This is a genomic window from Arthrobacter sp. 10N418 (assembly GCF_056394725.1).
The window spans coordinates 1-3,231 of record NZ_JBFTIK010000056.1 but is presented as its reverse complement, the minus strand read 5'-3'; the positions used below and the strand labels follow the sequence as shown (position 1 = coordinate 3,231).

At 65.3% G+C, this 3,231-nt stretch carries 2 protein-coding genes and 1 rRNA gene; 2 read left to right on the top strand and 1 reads right to left on the bottom strand.

Translation table 11 applies throughout. The features are described 5' to 3' along the window. Positions 1-549: 549 nt before the first annotated feature. Together AC1DCZ_RS19250 and AC1DCZ_RS19245 are read left to right on the top strand one after the other, a co-directional pair. The gene (locus AC1DCZ_RS19250) at positions 550-1,737 is read left to right on the top strand and encodes an HAD-IC family P-type ATPase (RefSeq protein ID WP_476975994.1); all 1,188 of its coding nucleotides are present in this window, start codon (positions 550-552) and stop codon (positions 1,735-1,737) included. A 113-nt stretch (positions 1,738-1,850) separates the two neighbouring features. Then, on the top strand, positions 1,851-2,969 hold the full coding sequence (locus AC1DCZ_RS19245) for an HAD-IC family P-type ATPase (RefSeq protein WP_476975995.1): 1,119 nt from the start codon (positions 1,851-1,853) through the stop codon (positions 2,967-2,969). Positions 2,970-3,106: 137 nt separating this feature from the next. Here AC1DCZ_RS19245 and rrf read toward each other — a convergent pair. Further along, positions 3,107-3,223, bottom strand: a 5S ribosomal RNA gene (gene rrf, locus AC1DCZ_RS19240). Positions 3,224-3,231: the final 8 nt, after the last annotated feature.

Sequence of the window (3,231 nt, the reverse complement as noted above, 5' to 3'; positions counted from 1 at the left end):
CGCAACCTGGCCAATCCAACCAATTCAATACAATAAATTGGTATCAACAAACTTGGCACACTATTGAGTTCTCAAACAACAGACACACCCGGCACCACCACAACCACACGGTCACAGATCGCTCCGGAGCAACTTCCCAAACTTACCCGCCCGGCGAACGTGAAGCAAATCAGCGTTTCCGCGACTGCCCGTTCCACCGGACGAACCCACCAGAATCTGGAGCGCACGAAGCATCAGCCGGATTCTGGCCTTTAGTTTTAGGGGGTTTGGCCGCCTTCGGTTCCCAGCGTTTCCGCTGGTCTCTCTCTCGGCGACTTAGAAAACAATACACCCACTTCGCCCCCACCGCAAACCCGCCCGGGCATGGCGCCCGCACCGGCCAGATCCCCGCCAGTCCGCGCCAAATAGCCGCTCCCTGCCTCGAAAGTGGCATCCGGGGCGGCACCAGGGAAAGGTGTCCTCCGTCACGCATGCGGCCTCCCTGCCGGATACCATCAGGGGGTGAGGGCACACCGCCAACGCCAAAGACCAGCCGGGCACCACCGGCGTGTGACCGGGCCCGCCGTCGCCGGCCTGTCCACACTCGAGGCTGCCGCCCGGGCGGAGAGTGGTCTGGCGAACCGGGCACCGGATAAGACAAGCCGCAGCCTGTGGCACATCTTTCGTGCCAACGTACTGACCCTCTTCAACGCCGTCGTGGGTGCAAGCTTCCTGTTGCTGCTCCTCCTCGGGAGCTGGCAGGATGCTCTCTTCGGGCTGGCAGCGGCGGGAAACGCGATCATCGGCGTCGTCCAGGAGTTCCGGGCGAAGCGGTCTCTGGACCGCCTCGCCGTCCTTGAGTCCCCTGGAGCCCGGGTGCTGCGTGATGGCACCGTCACGGAAATCCCCACGACCGACGTCGTGCGTGACGACGTCCTGATACTCGGGGCCGGCGACCAGGTCAGTGCGGATGCCTCCGTCCTTGCGTCCGTGGGGCTCGAGGCTGACGAATCCCTCCTCACCGGCGAATCCGATCCCGTCGGCAAGGGTCCGGGGAGTGAAGTTCTCTCGGGTTCGATCATTGTTGCCGGCCGCGGAACCGCGCGCGTAACGCGGGTTGGTGCCGAGTCCTTTGCGAGCAAACTCACGGCTGATGCAAGACGCTTTTCGCTCGTCAACTCCGAGATCCGACACAGCCTCAATCGCGTCCTGCGGTGGATCACGTGGGCGCTGCTTCCTATCGCCATCGTCGTAGCGAACGGAGAGATGCAGGCCAGGGGCGGCTGGGAGCGCGCCATCGCCGCCGGGACGTGGACGTCGGCCACTGTGGGCGTGATCGCCAGCGTGATCGCCATGGTACCCCTCGGACTGGTCCTGCTGACGAGCGTCGCGTTTGCCGTCGGCGGCCTCCGGCTGGCCCGCGAGAAAGTGCTCATCCAGGAGCTGGCCGCTGTCGAAGGCCTGGCCCGAGTCGATGTCCTGTGCCTGGACAAGACGGGAACGCTCACCGAAGGCGGGATCGTCTTGAGGCGGCGCACACGGTGTCGACATCATCCGCACCCGGGTGGGAAGAGGCCTTGGGGTGGTTTGCCGCCGAGCCCGAGGCCTACGGGACGGCACGATGCCTCGCGTCGGCGTACCGCAACGACGGCGGTCTGCAGCCTTTCTCCTCAGTACCTTTCTCCTCTGCCAGGAAGTGGGGCTCGGTCAGTTTCGGCAGCGGCGACGCTGCCGGCGTCAAGTCCACCTGGATACTAGGCGCACCTGAGATCGTCCTCGCGGCAGGTTCCCCTGCGGACGCTGCCGCGGGCCCGGCGCATGCCGAGGTCCTCAACCAGGCTGGAAGCCTGGCTGCCTCCGGTCTGCGGACCTTGCTACTAGGCCACGTCGCCGGCGGGCCGCCTTCCGCCGATCGGACGGAACTGCCGCCCGGCATTCAGCCCGTCGCGGTACTGACGTTCCGGGAGAGGCTCCGCCCCGACGCCCGGGCCACACTCGACTACTTCCGGGAGGAGGGCGTTGAGCTGAAGATCATATCCGGAGACGATCCCCGGACCGTCGCGGCGATCGCCCGCAGGATGGGCCTGGAGGTCAGCACAGGCTACGACGCCCGCTACTTGCCGCAGGATCCCGGGCTCCTCGAAGACGTCATGATGGACAATGTGGTCTTCGGCCGTGTAACCCCGGCCCAGAAGAAAGACATGGTTGAGGCGCTGCAGCGAAGGGGCCATACCGTGGCCATGACCGGCGACGGCGTCAACGACGTACTGGCCTTGAAGACGGCCGACCTTGGCATCGCCATGGATTCCGCGGCTGCCGCCACCAAGGCCGTGGCACGGCTGGTGCTGCTGGATGGCCGCTTTGACCGGCTTCCAGGCGTCGTCGCCGAAGGCCGACGCGCGATCGCAAACATAGAACGGGTCTCGGGCCTGTTTCTCAGCAAGACGGCCTACTCAATTGCCATTGCTGCAAGTTTTGGACTCCTCCAATGGGAGTTTCCGTTTCTGCCGCGCCAGCTGTCCTTCACAGACGGGCTGACGATTGGCATTCCTGCCTTCTTCCTGGCGCTCATGCCCAATAGCCGCCGCTACCGGCCGGGGTTTCTCGTCAGATCGCTCGCCTTCTCCGTGCCCGCAGGACTCATCGTCGCGGCGTCACTGCTCGTGCTGAACGCCTACGCAAGCCCCAGCGCCTTCGGCCGCAGCACGAGTCCAGAGGCGTTGCGTGCGGCTTCGGTCCTGACTCTGTCAATCGTGGGACTCTGGATCCTGGCAGTCGTCTCGCGCCCGCTCGACCTGAAACGGGTGGGCCTCGTGGCCGCCATGTGTCTTGGGCTGGTTACCTTGCTCAACGTACCGCTCGCGCAGGAATTCTTCAGCCTGACCTGGCCTCCGGCGGATCTCGTACTGGCCGCCCTGGCGGCGGGTACCGGCGGAGGCCTCGCCGTGGAGGCCCTGGCCTGGAACCATGCCCGGCGGTTTCCCCGCTGACAGCTTCCGACGGCGGGTGACGGCGTCGCGCCGGGGGTTCCGGTGTTCCGGGCGCATTGCAGGCTGGGGTGAGGGTTTGGGTGGTTAAAGTGGGAGAGCCTCCAACGTGGTGTTTGGAGGCTCTCGACCTAATTTATGTCCGGCGGTGACCTACTCTCCCACACCCTCCCGGGTGCAGTACCATCGGCGCTGTGGGTCTTAGCTTCCGGGTTCGGGATGGGACCGGGCGTTTCCCCCACGCTATGACCGCCGTAACCCTGTT